The following is a 25,387-nucleotide window of genomic DNA, read 5'->3' as shown; positions in this document are numbered from 1 at the left end:
AGCCGCTTGTGGCGTACTAGCCCTCAAGGGCAGTCGCCGATTGCAATCCGCTCAGGCGCCCGTAGACGGCCTCACTGATGGCTTCAATTACATCGGTTGGGAAACCCGCCGGCATGGACTCTGCGGCTGTTTCGAGCGCCTTGGGCGCACGCTCTGCAATGTCTTCAATGAGGCTGCGCGCACGTTTTTTCGAGAGCCCCGCCCGCATGGCCATTTGCATGAAATGCCGCCCGTGAATCTGGTCGAAGCGATAATGGCGGCTGTTGCCCACCGACATCGCCATTTTCATTCGCTTGCGCTCGATCTGGCGGGTGTTCAGCGCAGGCTGGGCAGTCAGGATGTCATAGAGCGGGGTCATGCGGTAGCTGCCACCCGGACTGAGGAACACGCTGAAGTTCTTGGCATGGCCGTCTGTTGCGCCGATCAGCCAGAAGATCATTTGAGCCTTCAGGAAGGTTGCCTGATCTTCGAGGGGTGTATCGCTGCCTTTGAGCAGGCTGAGTACGTCGGCCATGCCCGGTCCGCCCTCATTCTGGTATTTCAGGGTTGGCGGTACGGACAAAGCCTGGCAGCAGTCTTCCTGCGGCAGGCGCAGGAGGCGTCCGTCCCTTGTCCAACGGCGGTCGAAACGCTCTATCACAAGGGCTTTGGTATCCCCGAAGGTTTCAATGGCGGCGTTGTTCACCGGCAGGCCGAGGGCTTCTGTGAGTTTGAGGCAGTAGTATTCGTTCTCGACGCTGTCTGAGAGATCGATGCCGCCGGGCAGCTCGCCGATCTGTGTCTTGATGAGATGTGTAGTTGTGGATGTAAGCCCGGCACCGGACCACGACGCGGCCTGATGTCCGAACCCGCCCCTAGCGTGGCGGAAATGGAGGCGGCCGGGGTCGAACGGACCTGAAACACCGATGAGCAGCATGCTGCCCAGCACTCCTGAAGCGGGCGTTGACCGGATCCGGCCAGGTTGGCTACGCTTCAGGAGCGAGTCCGTCTTTCGGTTCGCTCAGACTGCAGGAGGCAAACATGCACCCCGACCTTCAGTTGCGACGTTCCGTTCTTGTGAGAGCGAGCCTGCGTTTCGAGAAAGCCGAGGCCGACTGGCGCGCCGCAGTTATAAAAGCATCCGAACTCGTTCCCCAGGCTCATCGGCACAGCTATTGGAGCATCGGACACCCTGGCTCCCGCATCCGCGAACTGTACAATCGTCGCGACAAGGCTCTGAACCTGCTTACTGTAGCCTTGCTGAAGTTTGAAAGCGCTCGTCACCGGGTGCGTGAACGGCAGGCAGGCCGAGGGCCTCGCGCAGTTCTGTTATTGGCTCGAAACGCCAATAGCTTCTGACCGGCTCGGACATTCAGACCGTTAATGCAACGGACCCCTTCCGGGGCATCTGCTTGGGCCGCTGCGCCAGAAGACTGCAGGCGGGCAGCCCCGCCCGTACGCCGTCGGGCTGACGGTCCGGGCACGAAAATCCGATGATGGGCGCGGCTTTCGTCCTCGCAGCTATCAACTTTCCGCCGTTTTGTACCACCACGCCAAGGCCGATGCTTTCGGTCTCTGGAACGGCTATGCTGCCGAAACGAGCGCATGACAGGCCGAGGTCTCGACCTTCTCAATCACGCCCAAACAGCTCGGCGCCCCCTCAGAGAGTTAATTCGTCGTTCGACATGATCGTAGAAATCGAAGATTTGAGAACGATTTGGGTCTGTTCCGCCCGCTGCAGGGCGAGAGAATAGCGATCGTGGCGCACCACATGGCCCTGCAGTCTGACACCATTGACCAAGAAAACCGTCGCCGGCACCTTCTGTAACTCAAGCGCAGTCAGGAAGCCGTCCTGCAGCGCATTTGTCTTCTCTGCCATCGCTGGCTCCCCGATCACTTCGTGTACCGAACATGCCTACATCGCAAGCGGAAGGCAAATGGGTGATGTCACGTTAAAGAGGTGTTGCTGAGAAATGGCCCCTGGGGTTGCGGATTTCAGGCTATGCTCGCAGCGGCGCTTCAGGTGTCGATAGTTTCGAGGCGACGATATCGAATGGCAAGGGCGTTGCGGCGGCTGGCAGGAACGGAGAAATAGTTTCGGATGGCGGAGTGAACGGTAATGAATCGCTGCAGGTTGCCGGGAGATCGGAAGCCTTGCATGTGCATGGTTTTCTCCCGCTTTCGAAACGGCAGATGGCTGTTTTCAGGGCTCTGTCGCAAACGTTTTGGCGGTCTTTCGTGTCGGAGCCCGCTTCGAGTCAATGCAACGTTCGGCCTTGTGAAGCCCGCTACAGCACGATTGCCTCACAGCAATCAGTGCGGACAGATCCTTGAAACCCTCAAAGGAAACACCGCCGAGCTCCGCAAATTACAGATCCTGCGTCTAGGGAATTACGCTGTAGCGTAATTTTGTTTGATTTACGCTATAGCGTAAAAGGGTCGCGTCATGGATCTCACAGCACGAACAGCCTCACAAATTGGCGAGGCACTCCGCAGGTCGCGCAAGGCGCGCGGCTGGACACAGAGCGATATCAGCGCACGCACCAATTTGCGTGTCGCGACTATTTCATCGCTCGAGAATGGCGATTCAGGAACCAAACTGGCCACGGTGCTGACCGTTATGGCTGCCCTCGGGCTCGAGTTCCAGTTAGTTGAACGTGGCGGCTCGGTTGAAATTGAGGATATCTTCTGATGGCGAAACGCGGGCGCGGCGGCGTGATGCAGGTGCTTCTGAACGAGCGGCAGGTTGGTGCCCTGCGTCTCGCGGGTTCTGGCGCGATCAGTTTTACCTATGATCCGGAATGGCTGGCCTGGGAACATGCCATGCCAATCTCGCTTTCCCTGCCTTTGCGCGAGGAGGCGCACCAAGGCGGGCCCGTCATCGCGTATCTGGGAAATCTGCTTCCGGACAATCAGGCAATCCGGGAGCGTGTCGCCGTACGGGTTCGCGCGGGCGGCACTGACGTGTGGCACATGCTGGAGAAGATCGGGCGCGACTGCGTAGGGGCGCTGCAGTTCGCCGCGGGCGATGTCTCCGGGACGGGTGCACTCGAAGGCCAGCCTGTCACTGAAGCGCAAATTGCCGGCATGCTGCGCAATCTGGCGAGCGCTCCTCTGGGGCTTGAGGAAGAGGATGACTTTCGTATTTCCATAGCCGGTGCGCAGGAGAAAACCGCGCTGCTCCGCCGTGAGGGCGATTGGATCCGGCCCTCGGGCATGACCCCCACGACCCATATCCTAAAGACCCAGCTCGGTGTGCTCCCAGCAGGTATTGATCTCTCCGACAGTGTCGAAAACGAGTTCTTCTGCATGAGCTTTTGCCGCGCCATGGGCATGGATGTGGCTGAGGTCGAAATCATGGATTTCGAGGATGTTCGAAGCCTTGTGGTGACGCGGTTTGACAGGCGCTGGACCAGGGGTGGCCGGTTGATCCGCCTCCCGCAGGAAGACTTCTGCCAGGCGCTCTCCGTGCCGCCCAGCCAGAAATATCAAATGGTTGGCGGGCCGGGAATCGCGGAGGGGATCGGGCTGCTGACCGGAAGCGACGATCCGGAGGCTGATCAGCGCGCATTTTTCCGCGCACAGGTCCTGTTCTGGCTCTTAGGGGCGACGGACGGGCATGCCAAGAATTTCAGCATCGCGCTGCACCCTGGCGGTTTCCGCATGACGCCGCTCTATGATGTGTTGAGTGCGCAGAAGGCCGTTGAAGATGGACAGATCCGCCAGAACCGGATGCGCCTCGCCATGGCCGTGGACGGGCACTACCGGATCAATGAGGTTGTGCCGCGGCATTTCCTGCAGGCTGCCAAGGCGGCGGGGTATGGGCTTGCGCTAGCTGAAGAAGTTCTGTCGGAAATCGTTCTGCAGCTAGAGCCGGCCTTGGAAAATACCGTGGACAACCTGCCAGCTGGGTTTCCCCAACTTTTGTCGGAATCGATTGCCTATGGCATCCGAAGACGGGCGAGCGCGCTTTAGGTGATTGGGGCAATCCTTAATGTGACAGTGGGGCATGGCCAAATTGATCCTCCTTACAATCTCAGGCAGCGGCATTGCCAACTTATTTGCACCCGGCTGAATGCGGCCTGCTCCGCGCCCGTCATGCGGTCATCTCGAGTGCGTAGCCGTTCCAAAGATCAAAGGCATCGGATCGGGCGTGGCGGTACGATGTGGCGGTAAGACGATAGCGGCGGGGACGGAAGAACATGTTGATCTGGTCATGTGCGTCCAGAAATCTCTGAGCCTGTCCGGGTGACTTGAACCGCCCCATGAGTTTCTCTCGCTTGCGGGTTGGCCGATGGGATCCTTCGATCCGGTTGTTCAAGCCCTTGTGCGCCCGATGATCAGCATTCGCCACGAGGTTGCGGATCGGCCTGATGTAACTGCGCAGCTTGTCGGTGATCACGACCCGCGGCGCGCCAAACCGGTCGATCAGCCGCTTCAAGAACCGGCTGGCGGCCTTTGCATTACGTTGCTTTTGCACGAGAATGTCGAGCGCATTCCCATTCGCGTCGACTGCCCGCCAAAGCCAGAACTTCACGCCATTGATCGGAACAACGACTTCATCCAAGTGCCATTTGTCACTGGCGCCCGGCCTGTCGCGCTTGATGCAATCGGCGAAATGGCGGCCAAACCGGTTCACCCAGTTCCGGACGGTTTCCCGGCTGACCATCACGCCGCGTTCGGCCAGCAGATCCTCGACATCTGCCGTGCTCAGCGCAAACCGATGGTAAGCCCAGACGGCATAGGAGATGATCTCGCGGGGAAAACGAAAGCCCTTCAGGCGTCGAATTGTCGGCACGGTTTTCATGATGACCGCCTATCCCGACGGAACCCCGTGATCAACTTGGCAATGCCGTTTCGGGGTATCAGGTCTGAGGTGTTACGTCATCCTTTTCGGCGATGGTTTTCCGCATGGACTGGCCCTCGAGTTTGATGCGGTAAGCGTTGTGGACGATGCGGTCGAGGATGGCATCGGCGAAGGTGGGTTCCCGGGTCTTCACATGCACCGGACGGTATAGGTTGACCCGCATCATCTGCGCGATCCCACGCGCATCATTGCGGTCGGTCTTGTTCACCTGCGCCTTGAGGAAGGCCTTCGCGTGGCGTGTCTCGATACAAATCACCGGAAGCCCCGCGCGCGCCAGCCCTTCGAACAACCATTGCGACAGCGGACCGGCTTCCAACCCAATCCGTTCGAAATGGACCCCGATACCGCTCAAGGCTAGAGAGAGCTCCTCGGGGTGGCTCGCAATCTTCATTTCTGAGCAGACTTGGCCGTCGTCGTCGACAACACAAATGGCGGTTTCTTTTACTGAGACATCCAATCCGGCATAATGTTTCATGCTGCGTCTCCTTCCTTGATGCTTGTGGCTGCTTCACACAGACCACGTATTATCATCAGCTCGAGACGCAGCACCTACCGGAGACCGAGGCTGGAAGTGGGGCGCAAGCCGAATACCCCATCTGACCCTAGCCAATGCAACGCTCCACCACCTCGCTTCCCGGCCAGCAGCAGTCATACCAATAGCCGCAGCCGCCGATCACTTTTGCCGGTGGCGCTGCCCTCCGACAGGCTGACACTGCTGTCCTCAGCATCCGCGGCAGATCTGGCCAGGCGGCGGTGCCCTCGGGCAGGAAAAGCTTGATATTTACGCAGCCGCAGTCCAAGGCTCCGCCGCAGATTGACGAGCAGCGGAAAGACCAGAAACCATGACCAGCCGGATCGAGCTTTGCGACCTCGTCTTTACCGTCGAAGGCAAGACGATCCTGCGCGGCCTGTCTCTGGATCTAACCCAGCGCCGGATTGGCATTGTCGGGCGCAATGGCTCGGGCAAATCGACCCTGGCCCGCCTTATTGCCGGTCTGACCCGCCCCAGCAGCGGCCAGATCCGCGTCAACGGGCAGGATCTGGCCCGCGACCGCCGCGCCGCGCTGGATGAGGTCGGCATCCTGTTTCAGAACCCCGAACATCAGATCATCTTCCCCACTGTCGGCGAGGAATTGGCCTTTGGGCTTGAACAGCAGGGCCAAAGCAAACCCGAGGCCAAAGCCACCACCGCCGCGGTGCTGGCCCGCTTTGGGCTGAGCCATTGGCAGGAGGCCTATATCAACACGCTGTCGCAGGGGCAGAAACATCTAGTCTGCCTGATGGCGGTGGTGGCGATGAACCCGCGGCTGGTGGTGCTGGACGAACCTTTTGCCGGGCTCGACATCCCCACCAAGGCGCAGCTGAACCGGTATCTCAAGCTCTACCAGGGCAGCCTGCTGCATATCACCCACGACCCGGCAGATCTGGCGGATTACGACCATCTGATCTGGATCGATCAGGGCCAGCTGCGCCAGTCTGGCCCGCGCCACGACGTCATGGAGGCCTATCTAGCCTCGATGCATGACCAGGGAGGGGCCGATGATCTCGCTCACCTCACCGGTTAGAACCCGCGCCCACGGCTGGCCCGCCGGCACCAAGCTGGCACTGTTGGGGTTGGCGACCTTTGGCCTGTTCATGCTCAGCGATCTGCGCCTGCAGGCGCTTGCGGCGCTGGGAATGCTGGCGCTTTATGCGCTGCCGGGCCGACGTTTTTTCCTCAGCGGCATGACACGGCTGCAGGTGCTGTGGCCCTTTGTGGCGATCCTTGCGCTCTGGCATGGCGTCACCGCCACTTACGCGGAAGGTGCCCATTTCATCCTGCGGCTGCTGACCACCGTGGGACTGGCCAATCTGGTCACCATGACCACCGCCTTGTCCGAGATGATTGCAGTGTTTCGCTGGCTCACCTCGCCGCTGCGGCAGCTGGGGCTGAACACCCGCGCGATGGAACTGGCGATTGCGCTAGTCATCCGCCTGCTGCCCACATTGATCACCAACGGCCAGCGCCTGACCCAAGCTTGGCGCGCCCGCTCCCGCCGCCGCCCCGGATGGCGTGTGGTGGTGCCCTTTACCCTGCTCGCACTTGATGATGCCGACCACCTGACCGACGCCTTGCGCGCCCGTGGCGGCATTCTGGAAACCAAGGAGAAACCCTGACATGGAACGCAATGTCGTCCTGATCGCCCTGTTCACCGCCATGATTGCCGCGCTTGGCCTGCTGCCCAAGCTGACCCTGGCCAGCGGTATTCCGATCACCGCCCAAAGCATGGGCGTCATGCTCTGCGGCACCGTGCTGGGCGCCAAGCGCGGCGCGCTGTCGGTGCTTTTGTTCCTGCTGCTGGTGGCCGCAGGCCTGCCGCTGCTGACCGGCGGCCGCGGCGGTCTGGGTGTGTTCACCACCCCCTGGGCAGGCTTCTACATCGGCTTCCCGCTGGCTGCCTTTGTGGCTGGCCTGGTGATGCAGACCTGGCAACGCGGCAATATCACCGTGATCGCCGTGGCGGCGGCTTTGGTTGGCGGCATTGGCGCGATGTATCTGGCCGCGGTGCCTTATTACATGCTGATGAAACCTGCCGGTCTGGGGGAATCCCTGCTGACCGTCATGGCGCCCTTCGTGCCGGGGGATCTGATCAAGGCCGTGGTGGCCGGGCTGATCACCGGCGCGCTGTACGAGGCCCGCCCCTCCAGCGTACTGTCGCGCAGCTGATCCACAGGCCGGCGGAGGGCAGCCAGATGACCACAGTTCCAAGCAAGCGCTGCGCCTTTGCCAGCCGCGCCGAATGCGACGCGGCGCTGCCGCACATCCTCGCCGCCCCGCGCGACGCGGCCGCCATCGACAACCTGTGTTTCCGCCCTGCCTATGGTAAACGCTGCTTTCCCGATCAACTGCACCTGACCGTGGCTGGCGGCATTGCCGATGAGCGCTGGTTGAAAGCCCCCTGGCTGACCCTGCCCGACGGCAGCCCGGACCCGCGCATTCAGGTCTCGATCCTGCCGCGGCGGGTGATGGACCTGTGCTGGCGCGACCGGGTCAATACCGTGCATCCCGGCGACACCATGGTGGCGGACCTCAACATGAGTGAGGCTAACCTACCCGCCGGCACCCGCCTGCATGCGGGCAGCGCGGTGCTTGTGGTCTCGGACAAGTTTAACACCGGCTGCGCCAAATGGCGCGACCGCTATGGCGCCGACAGCCTTGCGTGGATCAACCACAAACCCAACCGCCCGCTGCGCCTGCGCGGCGTGCTCTGCCGGATCGTGCAGGACGGTGTGATCCACGCCAGCGACCAGATCCGCGTAGAGCGCTGAGCGCCGCGCCGACCGTTCCACCAGCCAGGCCGTTGATGGCAGCGAAATCCGACGATGCGCTGCTTGCCGCCGACGCGGTGTACCTCGCCAATTGGCCGGCCGGCCACCGCAATGGTTCCCAGCGGCTCGACCGGCATTGCCAAGTTGATCACGGGGTTCCGTCGGGATAGGCGGTCATCATGAAAACCGTGCCGACAATTCGACGCCTGAAGGGCTTTCGTTTTCCCCGCGAGATCATCTCCTATGCCGTCTGGGCTTACCATCGGTTTGCGCTGAGCACGGCAGATGTCGAGGATCTGCTGGCCGAACGCGGCGTGATGGTCAGCCGGGAAACCGTCCGGAACTGGGTGAACCGGTTTGGCCGCCATTTCGCCGATTGCATCAAGCGCGACAGGCCGGGCGCCAGTGACAAATGGCACTTGGATGAAGTCGTTGTTCCGATCAATGGCGTGAAGTTCTGGCTTTGGCGGGCAGTCGACGCGAATGGGAATGCGCTCGACATTCTCGTGCAAAAGCAACGTAATGCAAAGGCCGCCAGCCGGTTCTTGAAGCGGCTGATCGACCGGTTTGGCGCGCCGCGGGTCGTGATCACCGACAAGCTGCGCAGTTACATCAGGCCGATCCGCAACCTCGTGGCGAATGCTGATCATCGGGCGCACAAGGGCTTGAACAACCGGATCGAAGGATCCCATCGGCCAACCCGCAAGCGAGAGAAACTCATGGGGCGGTTCAAGTCACCCGGACAGGCTCAGAGATTTCTGGACGCACATGACCAGATCAACATGTTCTTCCGTCCCCGCCGCTATCGTCTTACCGCCACATCGTACCGCCACGCCCGATCCGATGCCTTTGATCTTTGGAACGGCTACGCACTCGAGATGACCGCATGACGGGCGCGGAGCAGGCCGCATTCAGCCGGGTGCAAATAAGTTGGCAATGCCCCCGAAACCTATGCCTCACGGCAACGCGTCAAGGGTGGCCGAATACTTCGGTACAGGTGGCCGGATAAAATCGGAATCAGTGGCCGAATACGTCGGAATACGCACCCGAGGTCTAACCTTTCTCAATCACTCCCAAACAACTTGGCAATCCCAAACAAAGTAATGTGAGATTGACGCGGGTCACTATAATCTGCGGGCCTGACGACGGCGCAGACGGTTCCGGGCCGACGTCAGGGAGCCATTAGCCGTTTCGCGTCCGACGGAACGGCAATTCAACGTCGCTTTGAATGGGGCACTTGTAGGGCGTTCTCTCGACTTTCGCGTTGAATTCCTGACGAGCGCGCTGCAACAGCTCGGGATTTTCAAAGAGGGTTACGGCACTTGACGCCATTGTCTTTGCCGCGAAGACCATCCCCTGATGCGCCGCGCCGGACTTGCCCTGAGCGACGAGTTGCCAGCTGTGGAATGGTGTTCCCACCGCATGGCAGGCCGTCATCACCTGAGCCGTCGGCGTTTGCCAGCTAACATCGCCGACATCTGTCGATCCGGGCAAGACCATGTCGGGTGTTGGTACTGAAAGAACCTGACCGGCGAGTGGCGGCACGTCTCCCTTTTGCTCTAGATTGAACATGTCATAAACTGCCGCAATATCGGCCGCAGATAGGGTTTTCTGAATTTCCGCCGCGAAGGCTTTGTCCTCTTGGCCGAATTGGATGCCGCCGACACGCTCCATCTCTGCTTGCATCAACTGGTCCAGAGTCGAGTTGCGCAGGAGGTTCGAACAGGCCTTGTCGATTTCGACCTCAACAGTCGTCTCGGTCATCATCGCGGCGCCTTCGGCCACTTTCCTGACTCGTTCGAACAAAGCCATCACTTCGGACACCTGCGGGGAACGGATCAGGTAGAGCGCCTCTGCGTAATCTTGGACGACATTGGGGGAGATGCCACCCGTGTTCGTGATTGCGCTGTGCACGCGGGCCCGTTCCGGCATATGTTCGCGCATATACTGAACGCCGACGCTCATGAGTTCGAGTGCGTCCAGAGCGGAGCGCCCGAGTTCGGGCGAAGCTGCGGCATGGGAAGCGCGACCGGAAAACCGGAAGTAGGCCTGAATGTTTGCCAGAGAATTGGCCGCAATGACACTGTTGAAGGAAGCGGGGTGCCAGCAGAATGCGGCATCCACCCCGTCAAAAGCGCCTTCGCGCGCCATGAAGGTTTTGCCGGAGCCACCTTCTTCTGCAGGACAGCCAAAGTAGCGCACGCGTCCCGGATTGCCGCTTGCCACAAGATAATCGCGGGTCGCAACGGCGGCGAGCATGGCGCCCGCCCCCAGAAGGTTGTGACCGCAGCCGTGACCGTTTCCACCGCCTTCCACGGTATGCTTCTCGGCAACGCCGGCCTCTTGAGAGAGGCCGGCGAGCGCGTCAAACTCACCGAGAAATCCGATGAGGGGTCCATCCGAGCCGGCCTCAGCCATGAAGGCCGTCGGGATGCCCGCAACGTTCCGCGTGACCTTAAACCCTGCAGCTTCGAGCATCTCGATTTGAGCGGCTGCGGATTGCTCTTCCTGATAGCGCAGCTCGGGCATTCCCCAGATACGGTCGCTAAGATCGATATATCCGGGTTTTAGTTCATCGATCAGGCGATCCGTTTCGACAAAAGCATTCATATTACACACCCTCCTTCTGACCAGCGGCAGATGCGGAACCGCGCATCCGAGAAACGATAAACATGCCTACAATCGCCCCAACGAGCACGACCGCCCCGACACCCGCGATCGCGATCGGTCCCGACTGGACGCCGGCACCGACGATGAACGGGATCAGTACAAAACCCAGAACCGTGTTCATCGAATAGGCGAGCGAACCATCACGCATCGCCGGGCTCTTGAGGTCAGGATCGCAGATCTTGAGAAGCAGCAAACCGGTGAGGAACACGCCGGAGGCCGTGCCGAAGACAAGCATCGCACGCTCGAACGGCGCAGAGTTAAACAGTTTCCGCGGCAGCAGGACGCTCATTGCAACGGTCCCGATGAAGCCGATCCCGGCGGCGATCAGGATCGGAGCGGCAAATGTCAACACACCCTGTACCGGCATGGACACAAGCGCAGCGACGATGGCAAAATCGGTGAGGGACGAGGCAATTTTGCTCTTGGTGCCCGGATCGACCAACCAAGCAACCCCGAGACGGGTCATGGCAAGCCAGACGAGCCACATAACAATGATTGCATAGGCCCAGACCGGGACCACGCCGATCAGCGGCAGGTCGAGTGAGCGCACGAAGGAGCGCAGCAAGATCGCGAGCCCGGAACCCGCAAGGATCAAGGCAAGGTTGAAGCCCAGCACGTCGATCGAGGTGGAAACAGTGCTTTCTCGACCGGCAACGCGTTGTTTCTCGGGATTGGGTTCAAGACCGGTCAGCCAGGATTTGGGGAGGTTCTGCGGATCGGCGGCACCATCGAGAAGCTTACGCTTGTTCAGCCAGTTGATGATGACGATGCCTGCGATGATCCCGCCCAGCAGACCGATCGTCGCAAATGTCACCGCAACACCCTGTGCGACTTCCCAATATTCCAACCCCATGCCATTCAGCATATTGCCGATGACGCCTGCGGTCCCATGTCCGCCCGAGAAGCCAAGCGGCATTTCGAGACCAAAGGTGGCGTAGATTCCGAGATCCGGCATCGAAGTCGCGAAGAATGCGCCGACGGCACCGCCTACGGCAAGCTGCAAACCGAATAGCCCAGCCATCAGGAAGAACATGTTGAACACATTTCGCGCTGTACCGGCTGAACTGCCCTTTCGGGACAACTGAATCCCGAGCGGAACCGAGGCCACAACCGGGATGATCAAGATACCCGGAAGAAGGCTATACATTTTGATCCAGTCGGCGGGGTATTGAACCGGCGTCAGGTCGCCCCAGATTTGCGGCCCGATCAACAACCCGACGGCACCACCGACCACAGATGCGGGAATGAACAGTTTTTGCAACCATCCGATCTTGGCGCGGAGGAACGTGCCGATTAGTAGAAACAGGCCGAGCAGGGCAAAGCCCTGCAACACATGGCTCATAGAAGCTCCAGTCATTTTTTTCTCCATAAATCCAATTGTGTGCCCCAAAGGTACATCACTCATAGGCAGGTTAGGTCTGCTTGGGTTTCGGAAAAATTGACTTTGAACCCACTTAGTATAACATTTTTATGATATCAAAGCCTTTCCAAAGGGATGCATGCCAAATGGAGATTTCGCACTTTGTCCGGACGAGATTAAAGGTAAGGCATTTGCACATTTTGCTTGCACTCGACGACACGCTCAGCGTCAGTCGTGCAGCCCAGCGGCTCAATGTTGCACAGGCTTCGGTCTCCCGGACACTCTCAGAAATCGAAGATGGATTCGGCGTGCAAATCTTCGATCGGCACCCTCGTGGGCTAAGGCGCACCAAGCTGGGGCGGGAACTGCTCCTGGCGGTACGCAAGGTTGTTGCCAATATTTTTGCGCTCGAAAATTTGGCCGGTATGGTGGAGTCTCTGGACTATGGCGATATTGTTCTCGGATTACACAACGTTTCCCTTTTGGATCGAATGGCCAGGCTGGTCACAGACTTCAAGCACAGCCACCCCAAGATAACCTTTGCACTGCGAGACGGGCTGCTACCGGAACTGCTCGAAGATTTGCACTATGGGAGGGTCGATTTGGTCTTTGGCCGCCTTGAACCGGGGCTTGAGCAGCGTGGATTTGGAACAAGCGTTCTCGCCGAAACAGGCATGATCATTGCCGCAGGAAATCATATCCCTCCGCCCCCTGCAGACGTACAAGAGTTGCTCGGAAAGCCATGGATCCTGCCGCTGTCAGGCACACCTATGAGAGAACATTTCGAACGATTTTGCGCATTTCATCGGGAACCCCTTCCGCAAAACCGAATAGAAACCAACAATGGGCTCCTCATCGCAGAAATCCTGATGCAACAGGATCGCTATTCGCTTTTCCCGGCCCCTCCTTCAATAAAAACCTCTGCGAAAGAAGGGCTGCTCAACTTTCCATGGCTGAGAGGATATCCATATCCCTTTCGAACAACGCATGACAAAGTCGGATTCGTTTATTCGATGTCAAATGTCCGAACTCCCGCAGTCGAAGCGTTTTTGGCTTCGATTGAGATTTGAGAACGAAACGACTCTGTTGCGCAAATCGGGTGATGGCCGAGGTTCCCCTTTCCCCGGACGGGTCCGTTGCATTAACAGCAGAGGGCTGTGTTTGTCGTCGGCTTTTCTCGCCTATCACGCAGCCTCCTGGAACAGTTTGGCGATGAAGGCGATCTCGTTGATCACCCCGGTTTCACAATTCTCGAATTGGCCTTTTCCAATGGTGCGGAAAGTTTCGATGCCAGCAAGCGCGGCCTTCGCTCCGGCCAGTGTCTGGAACCCGCGCATGGTGCGCAATCGCTGCTTCAGTGCGGCATGATCACTCTCGATTCTATTGTTTAAATACTTGCGGTTAACGTGGCGGATAGCATTATCAGGCCCGAGCCGGCCGTTGATCTCGCCGATCACCTTTGCATAGCTTTGCGCCTTGTCGGTGACGATTGTAAGCGGCTGATAACACCGAACGGTGTCTTGCGCCTGGCGCAGAAATGCCCTTGCTGCCTTGGCATCCCGCCGCGCCGTCAGGCGGAAATCGATCAGCTGGCCGAACTGATCCACGGCCCTCCAAAGGTAACGCCAGCGCCCGCCCACACGAAGGTAGGTCTCATCGACATGCCATTGCAGCCCGCGCCAGGAGCGGTGTCGGGCTTGGGCCCGTTTCCGGATTTCGGGGCCAAACTTTCGCACCCATCGGTGAACCGTCGAGGCATCAACAGTAACACCCCGCTCGGCAAGCATATCCCGCACGTCCCGGCACGAAAGCGGGTAGCGGCAGTACCAGCGCACCGCCAACAGGATGACCTCGCGCGGAAACCTGTGCCGCTTGAACGGATTGCGCCGGGACATCGCTCACTCCTCAGCCTGGGGCAACGATGTCTCCGACATCCCGATGGTTAATGCAACGGACCCCCACATCGAGGCTGGAGCAGTTCACTTCTTTCCAAAAACCAAAAACACTCCTCGCATCAGGCTTTATTGATTAATCAACGTGAAAATGGTCTAATGAAGAGCAATGCTTGGTTGTGAAAAGGTAGAAATAATGAGGATCATTAACTTTTTCACCATATCTGCTGTCGCCTTTTTTTCTGTTACTTCTCTCGCCTTTGCCGACAGGCCACCGAAAGGTTTTGACCCCAACATGAGGTTGTTCAAGGACGCTTTCCGATACAGTGTTGCAGGTGAACCGGTACGCCGGGGCCATCGCTCCGAGCGGTACGAGTTGAGGAATGGTTTTTGTACTGGTTCTGATTGCCGCAACAACAGGTTGCGGAGTGAAATCAGAGAATCGAAAAGAGCAACAACGGCCAGAATAGGGAAGGACATATGGTTTGGCTGGAGCTTCTTTGTGTCTTCCGCGCCTTCCTTGCCGGGCAAGGATCGACTGTACCCATTCTTTGGCCAGTGGAAGATGGGCGGGGATAACTTTCCGCTAATTGCATTCGTCCAGTCTGATCATGGAAGTCGTGATGCTATCTTTGTGTCACTAATTGATATGTCACGGGCATCCACGGGTGGCCTTGTTGCCGGAGCAAAGCATGGAAATGTATGTAAAGATATTTTCCGAATGGCGGCGGCTAAGCGCTCTTGGATTGATATCGTCGTCAATACTAACTTTGCTGCGGACGAAACAGGGTATGTGCGAGTTTGGATAAACGGTCAGCTCAAGTGCGACTATAGCGGTCAGATCGTGGTAAGGAGAGATAGAAGCCGATATCCCGGTCCAAACCACAGACGCGGAATCTATGTGGGAAATACCTCATATTGGAAAGAAAAATATGGAAACCGACCGGTTCCCACCTGGGTAGTTTATTATGATGAGTTTTTGACAGGAAAAAATAGGGAAGACGTAGATACTAGAATGCGAGAAAGGGCTGGGCTACCGCCCGTTGACTAGGCCGGGCGTGACCAAAGAAGCCGACCTCAAGTTCAGGAGAACACTAAACGATCAACTTTGAGGAACTTCGACAACAAAAGAGTGGAGAACTGGTCTCATATCATTCCAGTGGGGGGACGGCGCGGGTCCCCAATTCGTCTTGAAATGCGCTAGTGATTGGTCTCCCTTATAATTCTCTGGTCCGCCAGGCTTCCAATTTAGGTAGACTAACGGCTCACCATTTAGCCAATACCAGCCACCGTCCGGTTCCTCGGCACCTTCCTCTTGTGCTAGTCCGATCATCGGGCCATTATACTGTCCATCTTGGACAATCCAGTGGCCTTCGTCCTGCATCGTTAGACTAAAAACGAACTGGTTTTCTTCTTCAGAACCGATAGCCACCATATAGCCTCCAAGCAACTTCGCTATTTTTTGCAAATCAGACAGTTCCCCTCCCCATGTTCGGATCACATAGTATTTCGACTTTCCAAAGGAACCTTCTGTGACCAGGTCAAACTTCCTTAGCAAGTCTTCCGGGCTGGGATTGGTTGCAAGGTAAGCGGCGTCTGGAGGGCACCGGCCTTTCAACTTGACGGCTGGAAATTCCAGGGGAGGAGCTCGTCGAGCTGGCTGGCAGGGTGACCTGCAGCGATGGCTTCGAGGGTGGCCTTGAGGTAGGCGAAGGGCTCGGCGCCGTTGATCTTTGCTGTGGCGATGAGCGAAGCGATACGGCCCCAGGCGCAACCGCCTTCATCATGGCCGGCGAAGAGGGCGTTCTTTCTCGTCAGGGCGATAGGGCGGATCAGGTTCTCGACAGCATTGGAGTCGATCTCGACGCGGCCGTCGTGGAGGAAGGTCTGCAGCCCGTCCCACTGCCGGTGGATGTAGGCCAGCTTCTCTCCGAGACGTGACTTTGAGGAGATCCGGCGGCGCTGGCTCTGCAGCCATTCTCCGAACTCGGCGACCAGCGGCGCGGTGCGGGCCTGCCGGGCCGAGAGCCGCTGGCCGGGACCCATGCCGCGGATCTCACCCTCGATGCGGTAGAGCTCCGCAATCCGGCGCAGTCCCTCGGCGGCGATCTCCGAGCCGTCACGGTCGAAGACTTCCTTCAGCTTCCTGCGGGCATGATGGCATGGATGCCCCCTCTCGCCCAACCGGCAACCGTTGGTGCAGGTTGAGAGGACTGATTGCGAGAGAGGAGATTGAAGATGACTGAACCAATCGCCCTTGTCGGGCTGGATATCGCCAAGTCCATTTTCCAGGTTCACGCGGCCGACCGGAAAGGCAAGCCGATCTTGCGTCGCAGGCTCAAGCGCGACGAAGTCGAGCCGTTCTTCAAAGAACTGCCCTGTTGTCAGATCGGCCTGGAAGCCTGTCCGGGCAGTCACTACTGGGCTCGGACACTTCGGCGCCACGGTCATGAGGTAAGATTGTTGCCCGCGCAATATGTCCGGCCCTATGTGAAGACGAACAAGAACGATGCGGCGGATGCAGAGGCCATTTGCGAGGCAATGACCAGGCCCACGATGCGCTTCGTTCCGATCAAGGAGGAAGACCAACAGGAGATCCTGGTGCTGCACAGGGTTCGCGAGATGCTCATGCGCCAGCGGACCCAGCTGATCAACGGGATCCGCGGTCATCTCACGGAGTTCGGTATTGTCGGACCGCAGCGGGCGCACCGGGTGCAGCTCCTGGTCGATGTCATTCGTGATGAGAACGACGGCCGCTTGCCGGGGGCTGCGCGGCAAGCATTGCTCTATTTGGTGGAGCAACTCGAGCAGGTTGCTAAGAAGCTCGAGGCGATCGACAAGGAGCTCGTCCTTCTTGCCCGTGAGAACGAGACCTGCCGCAGGCTCATGACAATCCCGGGCGTAGGGGTTGTCATTGCGACGGCATTGGTTGCCGCGACGCGAGACCCATCTGACTTCAAGTCGGGCCGACATTTTGCTGCCTGGCTCGGTCTGGTTCCCCGGCAGCATTCGACCGGCGGTGTAGAGCGCATGGGCGGGATCAGCAAACGTGGCAACGGGTATTTGCGCCGCCTGCTGATCCACGGCAGCCGGTCGATCATGCGTTGGCGCAGCAAGACCTGGGTTTGGCTCGCCAAACTACGAGCCAGACGCCCTGCCAATGTCGCGACGGTCGCCGTTGCCAACAAGACGGCCCGCGTGATCTGGGCGATGATGAAGTTTGGCGGTGTCTACGGCACTCCGATGCGCCAAGCGGCTTGATGATGAGACAAGACAAGGATTGCTGACGGCTGTCGGCAAGCCACCGCAGATGCGAGGGACTTTCTGAACGAGATGGCACGACCGGGCGGACCGGGGTCGGCTGAACCCGCTGGGCGCATCGAGCTCCGAGCTCGCGCTGCGTGATTGGGACCCGACTCGCGGATTAACCATCAAGGCCGGCGGTGCGGGGCGCATCGCCATGACAGGCCGGATAGATGACCGCAGTCGCGGTGCGTGACTGAGAACAGAAAAACCTTGCAAGAGCGGGGGCATCCATAGATGCGCCCAGCAATGCGCGACGGTGACCGGCGCGCCGCCTTTCCGCGAGGGGCGCGTCAGCCGGTTGTAGCCGGTATAGCCGTCCAGCTGCAGGATGCCATCGAAGCCCTGCAGGATCTGTTCCGCGTTCTGCCCGGCACGGCCCGGGGCATAGGTGAAGACCACGCCGGGCGGGTCATCGCCGCTCCATCCCCTGTCGTCCCGGGCCAGCGCCCAGAGATACCCGGTCTTTGTCCGGCCGCGGCCCGGGTCCAGGACCGGCGCCGTGGTCTCGTCCATGAACAGCTTGCCCGATCCTTTCAGGTGCTCGGCCAGCCGGTCGACTACGGGACCGAGATGGAAGGCGGCTGTCCCCACCCAATCGGCGAGCGTGCTGCGGTGCAGGTCGATCCCGGATCGGGCCAGGATCTGGCTCTGCCGGTATAACGGCAGATGGTCCGAGAACTTGCTGACCAGCACATGCGCGATGGCGCCCTCGGTCGGCAGACCGCCCTCAATCAGGTGCGCGGGGGCCGGAGCCTGGATGACGCCCTCGGCGCAGGCGCGGCAGGCATACTTAGGCCGGACAGTGACGATGACACGGAGCTGCGCGGGAATAATATCCAGCCGCTCGGTGCGATCCTCGCCGATCCGGTGCATCTCGCCGCACCCGCATGGGCAGTCCAGGCTGTCCGGCTTGATCACCTTCTCGATACGCGGCAGGTCCTTGGGCAGATTGCCCCGGTTGCGGCGGGCTGGCTTGCGCGGCGCCGGACCGGTGGATGTCTGCGTGTTTTGCTGCGTCTCGACCTCGGCCACCGCGGTCTCGAGATCCTCGAAGGCCAGCTGCCGCTCGTCCTCGCTCAGCTTCTCCGACCTTTTGCCATGCACGACCTGGTTCAGCTCGGCAACGAGGTGCTCCAGGCGTTTATTGGCCTCCCGAAGCGCATCCCGCTCGCGAAGTACTGCCAGAACAGCGTCACGCTGGTCTTCGGGAATGGCAGAAAGGTCGATGGGCGGGGTGCTGGACATGTCCGGAGCATACCCTGGTCTGCCTCTCTGGACGCAGGCTTTCGGCTGCCCGAGTCACTCTGCCACAGCCGGGCGGCGCGCCTCCAGGGACCGCACCCGCCGCCAGTCCAGCCCGGCAAACAGCGCTTCGAATTGGGCACGGTTCAGCGTCATCGCCCCGTCGCGGATGGCAGGCCAAGTGAAGCTGTTTTCCTCCAGCCGCTTGTAAGCCATCACAAGTCCGCTGCCGTCCCAGAACAGGATCTTCATCCTGTCCGCCCGTTTGGCGCGGAACACAAAGACCGTGCCGGTGAACGGATCTTCCGCCAGCGCTGACTGCACGAGCGCTGCCAGACCGTCATGGCCTTTGCGGTTATGAAGAGCTCTTCATAACCGCAATTATGCAGAGCGCATGATTATGCGGAGTCCGCAAGCAGAGGCCATTTTTCTTACGCTTTTTCTGCAGGTTAGAACGCTCGTCCATCTATCTCGCTATGCATAATTAGTGTCGTCTCTCGGCATTGCTTTGACGTTGAGAGGAGACCACATATGCCAAAGTCGATGGAAGTATTGCCAGCTTGCGTGCAGCTGATGAACCCTGGCGCCTTGAGGCCGTTCGTGGAGGAATTCGCGATCAGCTTGTTGAACCTGGGGCATAGCCGCCTGACAGTGTCAGGCTACGAAGCCTCAGCTCGGCACTTCGGACACTGGCTGCAGAGCAGCAAGATCGCGGTCGATGAGATCGATGAAGGCGTCGTGGGCCGTTTCGCGCGGCATCGATGCCGTTGCCCTGGTGGCCGACGTACCGCTCGCCTGTCCACCAAATACGTGAACCGGGTGCGGCGGTTCGTGGATTTCCTCGTGGAATGCGGGCTAGTGGCGCCATTGAAAGAGGAAGTGAAGTGCGCCCACGACGACCAGATCCTGGCCTTCCAGACTTGGCTGAGACGGCACCGGGGTATTTCGGAGCGCATAATCCATCGCCATGGCCGAATGGTCGTCCGATTGCTTCCCGCCTTGGGCCCTGAACCAGAGCAATACGATGCCGGTCTCATTCGGCAAGTGATCATGGAGCAAGCGCAGCGCAGTTCGCGGTCAAATCTCAAGACGATGACAATGGCACTGCGGGGGTATCTCAAATACCTGGCTGCCCAAGGTTTATGCCGGCCGGGGCTCGATCGGGCCATACCGATCATTCCGCAATGGCGGCAGGCGACATTGCCACGCTATATCTCCTCAGCTGAGGTTGATCAGATGATTGCATCCTGCGATGTCACGACGCCGCAGGGAACCCGCGACCGCGCGGTGCTGCTGTTACTTGCCCGTCTGGGGCTACGCGCCGGCGACATTTCGGACATGCGTCTCGACGACATCGACTGGCGAGAGGGAACCCTGCGTGTCCGCGGCAAAGGACGCCGCGAGATCCGGCTTCCGCTGCCCCAGGACGCCGGCGACGCGATCATTGGCTATCTGCGTGATGTGCGTCCCCAAGTTGCCTGCGACCAGATCTTCCTGCGCACCGTTGCCCCCTTTCGGCCATTAGCAGGCTCAAGTGTCTCAAGCATCGTTAATCATGCGCTTGGGAGGGCGGGTATCGATAATGCCCCGTCCCGGGGCACCAACTTGCTCCGTCACTCGGCTGCGACCAGCATGCTTCGGGGCGGTGCCACTTTGGATATGATCGGAACCGTGCTGCGCCATCGGTCGGTCGACACGACCGCCCATTACGCGAAGGTGGACGTCGGTATGTTGCTTCGGGTTGCCCAGCCTTGGCCGGGAGGTGCAGCATGCTGAGCCAGGACCTCGCACACCATGCGGAACTTCAACATAAGCTGGGGTTCAAGTTCCGGGTACAGCATACCCTGTTGAAGAGTTTCGTTGCCTTCGCGGAGGGGCATGGCGATCGGTATGTTCATACTGCGCGCGTGCTTGAATGGGCGGCGTTCGCGCCTTCGCCACGGCAGCGCCGCAACCGATTGCTGACAGTTCGCCGATTTGCACTGGCGCTGTCGGCCGAGAACCGGCGTCATGAGATCCCGCCCGCTGACGCTCTGGGCCACGGCCCATCGGAGCGACGGATTCCGTATATCTACAGCGCGGACGAGATCGCCGCGCTGATGCAGGCTGCCTCTTCACTCAAACCGACGTGTTCGATCAGGCCGCAGATGTACGAGACCCTGTTCGGCTTGCTTGCCGCAACCGGCATGCGCATTTCTGAAGCTCTCGCTCTTCGGCTCGATGACGTAATTGCCGATGGCTTGCTCATCCGGCAGACAAAGTTCCAGAAGAGCCGGTTGCTGCCACTCCATCGAACGACATGGGACGCCTTGGATCGCTATTTGCTGGCGCGCCGCCGGGTCGGGACCTTGAACAGCGCGCTGTTCGTTTCCGCAGCAGGCACGCCGCCAGCCTACAGTACCGTGATAGCCGTTTTTCTCCAGCTCGCGCGCTTGATCGGCCTGCGCGGAGGCCCCGGCCAGCCGGGGCCCTGTATTCATGATCTTCGGCACACCTTTGCCGTTCGATCCTTGGAACAGTGCGGGCAAAATCGCGATGCTGTCGACCGCCATATCGTCGCCCTCAGCACCTACCTCGGCCACGCCCACGTCACCGACACCTATTGGTACCTGCAGGCGACACCAATCCTCATGAGGCAGATCGCTGCGGCTGGCGAGGCCATGCATAAAGGAGCCGTCTCATGACCGCGCTGGCTCCGCATCTCACCGCTTTCTTGCGCGAGCACCTGCCGCACGAGAGGCGGGCGAGCCCGCATACCTGCGCGGCCTACGCCTACAGCTTTCAGCTGCTGCTTTCCTTCGCGGCGGCTCGGTTGCGGACCACCCCGTCCAGCATTCAGATTGAACAGCTCGATCCTCCACTCATTCTCGCTTTCCTGGAGTACATTGAGGACGGTCGCGGCAACTCGGCGCGCACCCGCAACGCCCGGCTTGCCGCCATCAAAGCCTTCTTCCGCTTCCTCGAGTATCGGCTTCCGTCTTGTCTGGATCAGGCGCGCCGGACCCGGGCGCTCCCGATGAAGAAGGTTGACGAGACCCTCGTCAGTCATCTCACCCGCGAAGAGATGCAGGCTCTGCTCGACGCTCCGGACCCGTGCCGGGTCTCCGGCCTCCGCGATCGGGCGATGCTGCATCTGGCCTTCGCTGCCGGGCTGCGCGTATCCGAACTCGTCAGTCTCCGCACCGACCAGATTGACCGTCAGGCGGCCGCCAGCATCCACGTCATGGGCAAAGGACGCCGCGAACGTGTGCTGCCCCTCTGGAAGGAAACTGCAGCGGCGCTGAAGGCTTGGCTGGCGGCCCGCCCGGCGAGTGGCGACGCCGAACTCTTTCTCAATGCGAAAGGACGTGCGATGACACGGTCCGGGTTCGAGTACATTCTGACCAAGCACGTCGTTACCGCGGCGCAAAAGCAGCCCTCCATCTCCGACAAGCGCGTCACGCCCCATGTCCTGCGTCACACCTGCGCCATGCACACGCTGCAGGCGACCCGGGATGTCCGCAAAGTCTCGCTTTGGCTCGGTCACGCCAGCCTCCAAAGCACGGAAATCTACCTGCGAGCCGACCCGACCGAGAAGCTCGAGGCGCTCGCTGCGATGGCGCCGCCGTCACTAAAGCCGGGTCGCTTCCGCGCTCCCGACGAGCTGCTGGCTATGCTGAAGTCCGTCGGCCGATCAGCAGATTATGTCGAGTGATTTCTGCTAAAAACACCGCAGTCGGCAAGCCGTTGCCGCTGCGGACTCCGCATAATCATGCGCTCTGCATAATTGCGGAAATCCACCGGCTTTGTCGCCACCAGTGTCCGGACGCCCTGCGAGGTGACGTGCTCCCCTTGGAGTCCGCGTTTTTCAGTTAGCTCTGTTCAGGGTTTGGTCCTCTCTTGACCGTTGGTGATACTCCCGCGGGGTGAGCCCGTCGAGGCTCGAATGCGGGCGGTGGTGATTGTAGTCGTCGCGCCAGGCGTGGATCAGGTGACAGGCATGGCGCAGGCTCGCAAACAAGTGCTCGTTCAGGCACTCATCCCGAAAACGGCCATTGAAGCTCTCCACGAAGCCGTTCTGCATCGGTTTGCCGGGCGCGATGTAGTGCCATTCGACCTGCCGGTCCTGCTGCCATTTCAAGATCGCGTTGCTGGTCAGTTCGGTGCCATTGTCGGACACCACCAAGCAGGGATAGCCACGCAAATCCGCGATCCTGTCCAGTTCCCTGGCGACACGCAGGCCCGACAGAGATGTGTCCACGACAGTAGCCAGGCATTCCCGGCTGAAGTCGTCGATCACACACAGAATACGGAACCGGCGCCCGTCCGAGAGCGTGTCTGAGACGAAGTCCAGCGACCACCGCTGGTTCGGCCCCTGCGGGATCGCCATAGGCGCCCTGGTTCCGATTGCGCGCTTGCGGCCGCCCCGTTTGCGCACCGTCAGCCCCTCTTCCCGGTAGATGCGATAGAGCTTTTTCCAGTTCACCTCCCAGCCTTCCCGCTTCAGAAGAATGTGCAGGCGCCGATAGCCAAACCGCCTGCGCTCACCAGACAGTTCACGCAGCCGGTGCCGCAGGTCCTTGTCTTCCGGCCTGACCGGCCGCCGCCGGTACACACGCGGATCGATCCCGGCCAGCGCACAAGCCCGCCGCTGCGAGTAGCTTTTCTCTTTCATGGCCCAGTCCACGGCGCGTCTCCTTGAACCGGGCTTCAGAAGTTTTTTCCAAGCATCTCTTTCAGCGTGGCGACATCAAGCATTTGCTCCGCCAGCATTTTCTTCAGCTTGGCGTTCTCGGCCTCCAGCGCCTTCAACCGCCGGGCATCCGAAACTTCCATGCCGCCATATTTCGACCGCCACTTGTAAAAGGTCGCATCGCTGATGCCGTGCTTGCGGCACAACTCTTTCGCGCCCAACCCAGCCTGGTGCTCCTTCAGAATGCCTATGATCTGCTCTTCGCTGAACCGGCTTCTTTTCATCGTCTGTCTCCTCAGTTGGAGAACAGGCTAACCTCAAAGCGAGGACATTTCAGGGGAGCACGTCAGAGCGAGAACAACGGTATGCCAAACAGTAGTTTCGCGGCTAAGAAGCCGTTTTTTGAAAAGAGCAGCCTGACTACCACCGCTGCACTCGGAGAATACGAAGGCTGGTCACCGAAGGAGGTGGAAGATCGGCAGAAAGAGATGGCCACCCTTGCGCTGAGGGCGTGGCCAGCTGAATAGCAGAAATCTTTCGGCGAGCCTGAGGGTGTGCTTCGCTCCCCTCAGGCAGTTCGGCCGTTATTCAGGGCTACTCAGCACCCGCTTTTTGCACGTATTAACTAAGGATGCGACGCTGATGCTGCCAGCAGATCAAGAGATCTGCTTCAGGCTCACTTCGGCGCGTAATATAAGTCGACTTGAATGACATGGTGTGTTTGCGGCGGCCGCTCTCCCAGGGCGAACGAGGTCCGATAAGATCGGCCTCAGCAAAAACCAGCCGTGAAGGAGAACGACCATGTTGCATTATGTTGGTCTGGACGTGTCCGTCAAATCCGTGTCGATCTGTGTTGTCGATGAAGATGGCGAGGTGCTGGCGCGCGGCGAAACCAGTTCGGATCCGGACGAGATTGCATCGTTTATTTTCGAACATTCCGCCAAGCCCGAGCGGGTGGTGCATGAGAGTGGCATCCTGGCCATCTGGCTCACCCGCGAGCTGGAGAAACGCGGCCTTCCGATCATCTGCATTGATGCCCGCCTGGCGCACAAGGCGCTGTCTGGGCGGATCAACAAGTCCGATACCGGTGATGCCGAAGGGCTGGCGCATCTGGCCCGCACCGGCTGGTTCAGCCGGGTTCACATCAGAAGCGAGGCGTCGGAGCGGGTTCGCGTGCTCATTGGCGCACGGGAGCGCCTGATCAGGATGCGCAAGGACCTTGAAGCGCATGTTCGAGGCGTGCTGAAGGTTTTCGGGGTCTGCATGGGTTCAGTAGGCCGTGCAAACCTGCGGCAGGGCTTCCGCGACCAACTCGCCGGGGCAGGCCAGACCGACCCGGCGCTCGGCGTGATGGCTGACATGTTCATTCCGATCCACAGAACCCTGTGCGCGGCCGCGGAAGCGATGGATGAAGATCTCAGGCTCATCGCACGCGAAAGCGGCCTTGCCCGCCGCCTCATGACCGTCCCGGGGGTTGGGCCTGTCGTCGCGCTGTCCTTTATCGCTACCCTCGACAATGCGGAGCGTTTCCGGAGATCGAGGGACGTCGGCGCCTTTCTCGGCCTCACGCCGCGGCGGCACCAATCCGGAGACATGGACTGGTCCGGCCGGATATCAAAATGCGGAGATCGTGATCTGCGAAGACTGCTCTACTCCGCGGCCACCACCTTAATCACCCAGGTCAGAAAGCCATCACAGCTGCGCGCTTGGGCCAAGAGGCTGCAAGATCGGAAGGGCTTCAAGAAAGCCGCAGTGGCGGCATCCCGAAAGCTCGCTGTCGTCATGATGTGCATCTGGCGCGACCAGACAGTCTTTGAACCGGGAAAGGAACTTATCACCTGACAACCAACTGAGATCCCGCCCACAAGAGACAGGGCGGGTTCAGCGTCCTTCGGGACGGCGGCGGATCAAGCCAGTCAAAAGCGGCTGAAGGAGCGTGACGCTCACTTCGCGAATGACATTCTGGCTGGTCAGCTCCCGGACGCCATCAGGAAGCGGAAACACCGACTTCGTAGAGAACCAGGACCCCGAACGGCAATAGAACCCGCACTTGACGATCCCGCAAACAGAGAACCGCTATTGGCTGGACA

The 25,387-nt window shown here is 59.8% G+C and carries 23 protein-coding genes and 7 pseudogenes; 16 read left to right on the top strand and 14 right to left on the bottom strand.

Features of this window, described 5'->3' with window-relative positions; genetic code table 11:
* Positions 1–16 precede the first annotated feature (16 nt).
* A complete protein-coding gene (locus CAER_RS27115) occupies positions 17–916 on the bottom strand; it encodes a HipA domain-containing protein (protein ID WP_245597307.1) in 900 nt (299 codons plus the stop codon).
* 104 nt (positions 917–1,020) lie between these two features.
* Between CAER_RS27115 and CAER_RS29480 the strand changes: the two genes are divergently transcribed.
* Complete coding sequence (locus CAER_RS29480) at positions 1,021–1,338, top strand: hypothetical protein (RefSeq protein ID WP_154667610.1); 318 nt, start codon at positions 1,021–1,023, stop codon at positions 1,336–1,338.
* A gap of 301 nt (positions 1,339–1,639) precedes the next feature.
* Here CAER_RS29480 and CAER_RS0101025 read toward each other — a convergent pair whose 3' ends face one another.
* Together CAER_RS0101025 and CAER_RS30825 are read right to left on the bottom strand one after the other, a co-directional pair.
* Complete coding sequence (locus CAER_RS0101025) at positions 1,640–1,858, bottom strand: RNA chaperone Hfq (protein ID WP_027233665.1); 219 nt, start codon at positions 1,856–1,858, stop codon at positions 1,640–1,642.
* Positions 1,859–1,998: 140 nt separating this feature from the next.
* Positions 1,999–2,184: pseudogene (locus CAER_RS30825) on the bottom strand (IS6 family transposase); the annotation flags it as partial.
* A 241-nt stretch (positions 2,185–2,425) separates the two neighbouring features.
* On the opposite strand from CAER_RS30825, the gene CAER_RS0101020 reads away from it, so the two are divergent.
* Positions 2,426–2,671: a helix-turn-helix domain-containing protein gene (locus tag CAER_RS0101020; RefSeq protein ID WP_027233664.1), complete on the top strand. Its 246-nt coding sequence runs from the start codon at positions 2,426–2,428 to the stop codon at positions 2,669–2,671.
* The gene (locus tag CAER_RS0101015; protein ID WP_027233663.1) at positions 2,671–3,954 is read left to right on the top strand and encodes a type II toxin-antitoxin system HipA family toxin; all 1,284 of its coding nucleotides are present in this window, start codon (positions 2,671–2,673) and stop codon (positions 3,952–3,954) included. Before CAER_RS0101020 ends, CAER_RS0101015 begins: the two co-directional genes overlap by 1 nt.
* A gap of 121 nt (positions 3,955–4,075) precedes the next feature.
* Here CAER_RS0101015 and CAER_RS0101010 read toward each other — a convergent pair whose 3' ends face one another.
* The 3 genes and pseudogenes from CAER_RS0101010 to CAER_RS0101005 all read right to left on the bottom strand — a co-directional run.
* Positions 4,076–4,786, bottom strand: coding sequence for an IS6 family transposase (locus CAER_RS0101010; RefSeq protein ID WP_027233657.1), 711 nt, complete (start codon positions 4,784–4,786; stop codon positions 4,076–4,078).
* A 58-nt stretch (positions 4,787–4,844) separates the two neighbouring features.
* A pseudogene (locus CAER_RS30425) lies at positions 4,845–4,964 on the bottom strand (ATP-binding protein); the annotation flags it as partial.
* Positions 4,965–4,970: 6 nt separating this feature from the next.
* Positions 4,971–5,321, bottom strand: a pseudogene (locus tag CAER_RS0101005) (IS110 family transposase); the annotation flags it as partial.
* A 367-nt stretch (positions 5,322–5,688) separates the two neighbouring features.
* On the opposite strand from CAER_RS0101005, the gene CAER_RS0101000 reads away from it, so the two are divergent.
* The 5 genes from CAER_RS0101000 to CAER_RS0100980 all read left to right on the top strand — a co-directional run bounded on the left by CAER_RS0101000 (position 5,689) and on the right by CAER_RS0100980 (position 9,045).
* Positions 5,689–6,411 (top strand): energy-coupling factor ABC transporter ATP-binding protein, encoded by a 723-nt coding sequence (locus CAER_RS0101000; RefSeq protein WP_027233661.1) that lies wholly within the window; start codon positions 5,689–5,691, stop codon positions 6,409–6,411.
* On the top strand, positions 6,386–7,003 hold the full coding sequence (locus tag CAER_RS0100995) for an energy-coupling factor transporter transmembrane component T family protein (RefSeq protein WP_027233660.1): 618 nt from the start codon (positions 6,386–6,388) through the stop codon (positions 7,001–7,003). Before CAER_RS0101000 ends, CAER_RS0100995 begins: the two co-directional genes overlap by 26 nt.
* Position 7,004: 1 nt before the next feature.
* Entirely contained in the window at positions 7,005–7,553 is a 549-nt protein-coding gene (locus tag CAER_RS0100990; protein WP_027233659.1) for a biotin transporter BioY, read from the top strand.
* Between the two features lie 26 nt (positions 7,554–7,579).
* Positions 7,580–8,155: an MOSC domain-containing protein gene (locus CAER_RS0100985; RefSeq protein ID WP_027233658.1), complete on the top strand. Its 576-nt coding sequence runs from the start codon at positions 7,580–7,582 to the stop codon at positions 8,153–8,155.
* Positions 8,156–8,334: 179 nt separating this feature from the next.
* A complete protein-coding gene (locus CAER_RS0100980) occupies positions 8,335–9,045 on the top strand; it encodes an IS6 family transposase (protein WP_027233657.1) in 711 nt (236 codons plus the stop codon).
* 292 nt (positions 9,046–9,337) lie between these two features.
* Here the strand turns inward: CAER_RS0100980 and CAER_RS0100975 are convergent, their stop codons facing one another.
* Together CAER_RS0100975 and CAER_RS0100970 are read right to left on the bottom strand one after the other, a co-directional pair.
* A complete protein-coding gene (locus CAER_RS0100975; RefSeq protein WP_027233656.1) occupies positions 9,338–10,765 on the bottom strand; it encodes a M20 family metallopeptidase in 1,428 nt (475 codons plus the stop codon).
* 1 nt (position 10,766) lies between these two features.
* Positions 10,767–12,167, bottom strand: a complete 1,401-nt coding sequence (locus CAER_RS0100970; RefSeq protein ID WP_051357621.1) for a sodium/glutamate symporter — start codon at positions 12,165–12,167, stop codon at positions 10,767–10,769.
* A 164-nt stretch (positions 12,168–12,331) separates the two neighbouring features.
* Here CAER_RS0100970 and CAER_RS0100965 point away from each other — a divergent pair, with 164 nt between their 5' ends.
* A complete protein-coding gene (locus CAER_RS0100965; RefSeq protein ID WP_161631046.1) occupies positions 12,332–13,255 on the top strand; it encodes a LysR family transcriptional regulator in 924 nt (307 codons plus the stop codon).
* 114 nt (positions 13,256–13,369) lie between these two features.
* On the opposite strand, the gene CAER_RS0100960 is transcribed toward CAER_RS0100965, so the two are convergent.
* Complete coding sequence (locus tag CAER_RS0100960) at positions 13,370–14,080, bottom strand: IS6 family transposase (protein WP_027233653.1); 711 nt, start codon at positions 14,078–14,080, stop codon at positions 13,370–13,372.
* A 193-nt stretch (positions 14,081–14,273) separates the two neighbouring features.
* Here CAER_RS0100960 and CAER_RS29085 point away from each other — a divergent pair, with 193 nt between their 5' ends.
* The gene (locus CAER_RS29085; RefSeq protein WP_161631045.1) at positions 14,274–15,128 is read left to right on the top strand and encodes a heparin lyase I family protein; all 855 of its coding nucleotides are present in this window, start codon (positions 14,274–14,276) and stop codon (positions 15,126–15,128) included.
* Positions 15,129–15,179: 51 nt separating this feature from the next.
* Here CAER_RS29085 and CAER_RS29475 read toward each other — a convergent pair whose 3' ends face one another.
* Together CAER_RS29475 and CAER_RS27110 are read right to left on the bottom strand one after the other, a co-directional pair.
* Positions 15,180–15,635, bottom strand: coding sequence for a C-type lectin-like domain-containing protein (locus CAER_RS29475; protein ID WP_154667609.1), 456 nt, complete (start codon positions 15,633–15,635; stop codon positions 15,180–15,182).
* Between the two features lie 56 nt (positions 15,636–15,691).
* A pseudogene (locus CAER_RS27110) lies at positions 15,692–16,246 on the bottom strand (IS66 family transposase); the annotation flags it as partial.
* Positions 16,247–16,315: 69 nt separating this feature from the next.
* Between CAER_RS27110 and CAER_RS29080 the strand changes: the two are divergent.
* Complete coding sequence (locus tag CAER_RS29080; protein ID WP_084299307.1) at positions 16,316–17,338, top strand: IS110 family RNA-guided transposase; 1,023 nt, start codon at positions 16,316–16,318, stop codon at positions 17,336–17,338.
* A gap of 279 nt (positions 17,339–17,617) precedes the next feature.
* Here CAER_RS29080 and tnpC read toward each other — a convergent pair.
* Positions 17,618–18,628, bottom strand: a pseudogene (tnpC, locus tag CAER_RS27105) (IS66 family transposase); the annotation flags it as partial.
* Between the two features lie 54 nt (positions 18,629–18,682).
* Positions 18,683–18,967, bottom strand: a pseudogene (gene tnpB / locus CAER_RS27100) (IS66 family insertion sequence element accessory protein TnpB); the annotation flags it as partial.
* A 189-nt stretch (positions 18,968–19,156) separates the two neighbouring features.
* Between tnpB and CAER_RS30420 the strand changes: the two are divergent.
* The 3 genes from CAER_RS30420 to CAER_RS0100930 are packed head-to-tail and all read left to right on the top strand — an operon-like array spanning position 19,157 to position 22,319.
* Positions 19,157–20,401, top strand: a complete 1,245-nt coding sequence (locus CAER_RS30420; RefSeq protein ID WP_027233651.1) for a tyrosine-type recombinase/integrase — start codon at positions 19,157–19,159, stop codon at positions 20,399–20,401.
* Positions 20,395–21,309, top strand: coding sequence for a tyrosine-type recombinase/integrase (locus CAER_RS0100935; RefSeq protein WP_027233650.1), 915 nt, complete (start codon positions 20,395–20,397; stop codon positions 21,307–21,309). The genes CAER_RS30420 and CAER_RS0100935 overlap by 7 nt, the downstream gene beginning before the upstream one ends.
* Positions 21,306–22,319, top strand: coding sequence for a tyrosine-type recombinase/integrase (locus tag CAER_RS0100930; protein WP_027233649.1), 1,014 nt, complete (start codon positions 21,306–21,308; stop codon positions 22,317–22,319). The genes CAER_RS0100935 and CAER_RS0100930 overlap by 4 nt, the downstream gene beginning before the upstream one ends.
* 55 nt (positions 22,320–22,374) lie before the next feature.
* On the opposite strand, the pseudogene CAER_RS0100925 reads toward CAER_RS0100930, so the two are convergent.
* Positions 22,375–23,581 (bottom strand): annotated as a pseudogene (locus CAER_RS0100925) (IS3 family transposase).
* On the opposite strand from CAER_RS0100925, the gene CAER_RS30740 reads away from it, so the two are divergent.
* Together CAER_RS30740 and CAER_RS0100910 are read left to right on the top strand one after the other, a co-directional pair.
* Positions 23,489–23,824: an HNH endonuclease family protein gene (locus tag CAER_RS30740; RefSeq protein WP_409359718.1), complete on the top strand. Its 336-nt coding sequence runs from the start codon at positions 23,489–23,491 to the stop codon at positions 23,822–23,824. The pseudogene CAER_RS0100925 and the gene CAER_RS30740 overlap by 93 nt on opposite strands.
* 274 nt (positions 23,825–24,098) lie before the next feature.
* Complete coding sequence (locus CAER_RS0100910) at positions 24,099–25,139, top strand: IS110 family RNA-guided transposase (protein WP_027233633.1); 1,041 nt, start codon at positions 24,099–24,101, stop codon at positions 25,137–25,139.
* Positions 25,140–25,387: the final 248 nt, after the last annotated feature.

It is taken from the genome of Leisingera caerulea DSM 24564 (assembly GCF_000473325.1).
GTDB classification, from domain to species: Bacteria; Pseudomonadota; Alphaproteobacteria; order Rhodobacterales; family Rhodobacteraceae; genus Leisingera; species Leisingera caerulea.
This window is presented reverse-complemented; position numbering and strand designations above follow the sequence as displayed.

Bases quoted from the DNA above. Each gene is read 5' to 3' on its own strand.
- CAER_RS27115 (WP_245597307.1), bottom strand. From the start codon at position 916: ATGCTGCTCATCGGTGTTTCAGGTCCGTTCGACCCCGGCCGCCTCCAT.
- CAER_RS29480 (WP_154667610.1), top strand. From the start codon at position 1,021: ATGCACCCCGACCTTCAGTTGCGACGTTCCGTTCTTGTGAGAGCGAGC.
- CAER_RS0101025 (WP_027233665.1), bottom strand. From the start codon at position 1,858: ATGGCAGAGAAGACAAATGCGCTGCAGGACGGCTTCCTGACTGCGCTT.
- CAER_RS0101020 (WP_027233664.1), top strand. From the start codon at position 2,426: ATGGATCTCACAGCACGAACAGCCTCACAAATTGGCGAGGCACTCCGC.
- CAER_RS0101015 (WP_027233663.1), top strand. From the start codon at position 2,671: ATGGCGAAACGCGGGCGCGGCGGCGTGATGCAGGTGCTTCTGAACGAG.
- CAER_RS0101010 (WP_027233657.1), bottom strand. From the start codon at position 4,786: ATGAAAACCGTGCCGACAATTCGACGCCTGAAGGGCTTTCGTTTTCCC.
- CAER_RS0101000 (WP_027233661.1), top strand. From the start codon at position 5,689: ATGACCAGCCGGATCGAGCTTTGCGACCTCGTCTTTACCGTCGAAGGC.
- CAER_RS0100995 (WP_027233660.1), top strand. From the start codon at position 6,386: ATGATCTCGCTCACCTCACCGGTTAGAACCCGCGCCCACGGCTGGCCC.
- CAER_RS0100990 (WP_027233659.1), top strand. From the start codon at position 7,005: ATGGAACGCAATGTCGTCCTGATCGCCCTGTTCACCGCCATGATTGCC.
- CAER_RS0100985 (WP_027233658.1), top strand. From the start codon at position 7,580: ATGACCACAGTTCCAAGCAAGCGCTGCGCCTTTGCCAGCCGCGCCGAA.
- CAER_RS0100980 (WP_027233657.1), top strand. From the start codon at position 8,335: ATGAAAACCGTGCCGACAATTCGACGCCTGAAGGGCTTTCGTTTTCCC.
- CAER_RS0100975 (WP_027233656.1), bottom strand. From the start codon at position 10,765: ATGAATGCTTTTGTCGAAACGGATCGCCTGATCGATGAACTAAAACCC.
- CAER_RS0100970 (WP_051357621.1), bottom strand. From the start codon at position 12,167: ATGAGCCATGTGTTGCAGGGCTTTGCCCTGCTCGGCCTGTTTCTACTA.
- CAER_RS0100965 (WP_161631046.1), top strand. From the start codon at position 12,332: ATGGAGATTTCGCACTTTGTCCGGACGAGATTAAAGGTAAGGCATTTG.
- CAER_RS0100960 (WP_027233653.1), bottom strand. From the start codon at position 14,080: ATGTCCCGGCGCAATCCGTTCAAGCGGCACAGGTTTCCGCGCGAGGTC.
- CAER_RS29085 (WP_161631045.1), top strand. From the start codon at position 14,274: ATGAGGATCATTAACTTTTTCACCATATCTGCTGTCGCCTTTTTTTCT.
- CAER_RS29080 (WP_084299307.1), top strand. From the start codon at position 16,316: ATGACTGAACCAATCGCCCTTGTCGGGCTGGATATCGCCAAGTCCATT.
- CAER_RS30420 (WP_027233651.1), top strand. From the start codon at position 19,157: ATGCCAAAGTCGATGGAAGTATTGCCAGCTTGCGTGCAGCTGATGAAC.
- CAER_RS0100935 (WP_027233650.1), top strand. From the start codon at position 20,395: ATGCTGAGCCAGGACCTCGCACACCATGCGGAACTTCAACATAAGCTG.
- CAER_RS0100930 (WP_027233649.1), top strand. From the start codon at position 21,306: ATGACCGCGCTGGCTCCGCATCTCACCGCTTTCTTGCGCGAGCACCTG.
- CAER_RS0100910 (WP_027233633.1), top strand. From the start codon at position 24,099: ATGTTGCATTATGTTGGTCTGGACGTGTCCGTCAAATCCGTGTCGATC.